The 2617-nt window shown below is 70.6% G+C and carries 3 protein-coding genes; all 3 read left to right on the top strand.

What is annotated here, in order from left to right; all coding sequences use genetic code 11:
* On the top strand, positions 1 to 1142 hold a 1142-nt coding region (locus tag VP06_RS32240; RefSeq protein WP_048467911.1), incomplete at its 5' end, for a thiamine pyrophosphate-dependent dehydrogenase E1 component subunit alpha.
* A 1-nt stretch (position 1143) separates the two neighbouring features.
* Complete coding sequence (locus tag VP06_RS32235; protein ID WP_048467910.1) at positions 1144 to 2157, top strand: alpha-ketoacid dehydrogenase subunit beta; 1014 nt, start codon at positions 1144 to 1146, stop codon at positions 2155 to 2157.
* Between the two features lie 3 nt (positions 2158 to 2160).
* Positions 2161 to 2617 (top strand): biotin/lipoyl-containing protein (locus tag VP06_RS36875; protein WP_048467909.1); only part of this gene is annotated, 457 nt, incomplete at its 3' end.

The raw sequence follows: 2617 nt of genomic DNA, 5'->3' as shown, positions 1-2617 counted from the left end.
TCGCGGATATCCGCCGCCGGCCCGATATCGATGTGCCGGCGGCGGATATCCGCGACATGGCCTACACCCTGATCCGGGTGCTCGATTCCGACGGTCAGGCGGTCGGCCCCTGGGCCGGCTCGCTCACCGATGCGGAGCTGCTCGCGGGCTTGCGCGACATGATGAAGCTGCGCGCCTTTGATGCCAGGATGCTGATGGCCCAGCGCCAGGGCAAGACCTCGTTCTACATGCAGCATCTCGGCGAGGAGGCGGTGAGCACCGCCTTCCGCCGTGCGCTCCAGCCCGGGGACATGAACTTCCCGACCTACCGGCAGGCGGGCCTGCTGATTGCCGGCGGCTATCCGCTCGTCGACATGATGTGCCAGATCTATTCGAACGAGAACGATCCGCTGCACGGCCGGCAATTGCCGGTGATGTACTCGGCCAAGGATCACGGCTTCTTCTCGATCTCTGGCAATCTCGCGACGCAGACCATCCAGGCGGTCGGCTGGGCGATGGCCTCGGCGATCAAGAACGATACGAAGATCGCCGCCGCCTGGATCGGCGACGGATCGACCGCGGAGTCGGATTTCCACGCCGCCCTCGTCTTCGCCTCGACCTACCGGGCGCCGGTGGTGCTCAACGTCGTCAACAACCAGTGGGCGATATCGACCTTCCAGGGCTTCGCCCGCGGCGGCTCCTCGACCTTCGCGGCCCGCGGCCACGGCTTCGGTATCCCGGCGCTCCGGGTCGACGGCAACGACTACCTCGCCGTCCACGCGGTGGCGAAATGGGCGGTGGAGCGGGCGCGGCGCAATCTCGGGCCCACCCTCGTCGAATACGTCACCTACCGGGCCGGGGCGCATTCGACCTCCGACGACCCCTCCGCCTACCGGCCGAAGACCGAGTTCGACGCCTGGCCGCTGGGCGACCCGGTCAGGCGCCTGAAGGACCACCTCATCGCCCGCGGCGCCTGGTCGGAGGAGCGTCACCGCCAGGGCGAGGCCGAGATCCTGGACGAGGTGGTGGCGGCGCAGCGCGAGGCCGAGACTCACGGCACGCTGCACGCCGGCGGCAAGCCATCCCCGCGCGACATGTTCGAAGGAGTCTTCTCCGAAATGCCCCCCCATCTGCGCCGGCAGCGCCAGCAGGCGGGGTACTGACATGCCGCGCCGCACGATGATCGAGGCCATCCGCGACGCGATGGCGGTGGCGATGGAGCGCGACGACGACGTGGTCGTGTTTGGGGAGGATGTCGGCTATTTCGGCGGCGTCTTCCGCTGCACCCAAGGGCTGCAAGCGCGGTTCGGCAAGAGCCGCTGCTTCGATGCGCCGATCAGCGAACTCGGCATCGTCGGCGCCGCCGTCGGCATGGCGGCCTACGGCTTGAAGCCCTGCGTCGAGATCCAGTTCGCCGATTACATGTACCCGGCCTACGACCAGATCGTGTCAGAGGCCGCACGCCTGCGCTACCGCTCCGGCGGCCAGTTCACCGCCCCGATCGTGGTGCGGATGCCGACCGGCGGCGGCATCTTCGGCGGCCAGACCCACAGCCAGAGCCCCGAGGCTTTGTTCACCCACGTGGCGGGCCTCAAGACCGTGGTGCCGTCGAATCCCTACGACGCCAAGGGCCTGCTGATCGCCGCGATCGAGGATCCCGACCCGGTGATCTTCCTGGAGCCCAAGCGCCTCTATAACGGCCCGTTCGACGGCCATCACGACCGGCCGGTGACGCCCTGGGCCCGCCACGACCTCGGCGAGGTGCCGGACGGGCATTACACCGTGCCGCTCGGCAAGGCGGCGATCCGGCGCGAGGGCGCGGCCGTCACGGTGCTGGCCTACGGCACCATCGTGCACGTGGCGGAGGCCGCCGCCGCCGAGACCGGGATCGACGCGGAGATCATCGACCTGCGCACGCTGCTCCCCCTCGACATGGAGACGATCGAGGCGTCGGTGCGCAAGACCGGCCGCTGCGTTATCGCGCATGAGGCGACCCTGACCTCGGGCTTCGGCGCCGAGCTGGCGGCGCTGGTGCAGGAATCCTGCTTCTACCACCTGGAGGCGCCGATCGTCCGGGTCGCGGGCTGGGACACGCCCTACCCGCACGCCCAGGAATGGGCCTATTTCCCGGGGCCTACGCGCGTCGGCCAGGCCCTTCGCGCCGCGCTGGAGGGCTGATCCATGGGCTTTCGCATCGTCAAGCTCCCGGATATCGGCGAGGGCGTGGCCGAGGCCGAGGTCTCGGCCTGGCACGTCAAGGTCGGGGATGTGGTCCGCGAGGACCAGCCGCTCGCCGACGTGATGACCGACAAGGCGACCGTCGAGATCCCCTCACCGGTGAGCGGCACGGTCGTGGCTTTGGGCGCCGAGGCCGGCCAGATGCTGGCGGTCGGCGCCGAGCTGGTGCGGCTCGCGATCGAGGGCGGGGATGCCGCGCCCGCCTCGGCTCCGGAGGCCGGGGTCGCGGTGACGCCCGAGGTCGCGACGGCCGAGGACGCCGCGTCCGGCACGCCCGCCGCCCTGGTCCCGGCCGCGGACGGCCTGGAGCCGGCGCAACCCGCGTCCGCCCCTCCCTCCGCCGCCGCACCGAAGCCGGCCGAGCCGGCACAGCCCGCACCGGCGAAGCCCGTGGCCCCTG

Source organism: Methylobacterium aquaticum, from assembly GCF_001043915.1.
In the GTDB taxonomy this organism is placed as follows: domain Bacteria; phylum Pseudomonadota; class Alphaproteobacteria; order Rhizobiales; family Beijerinckiaceae; genus Methylobacterium; species Methylobacterium aquaticum.
The sequence above is the reverse complement of the archived record's forward strand: the minus strand, read 5'-3'. Positions and strand labels throughout refer to the sequence as shown.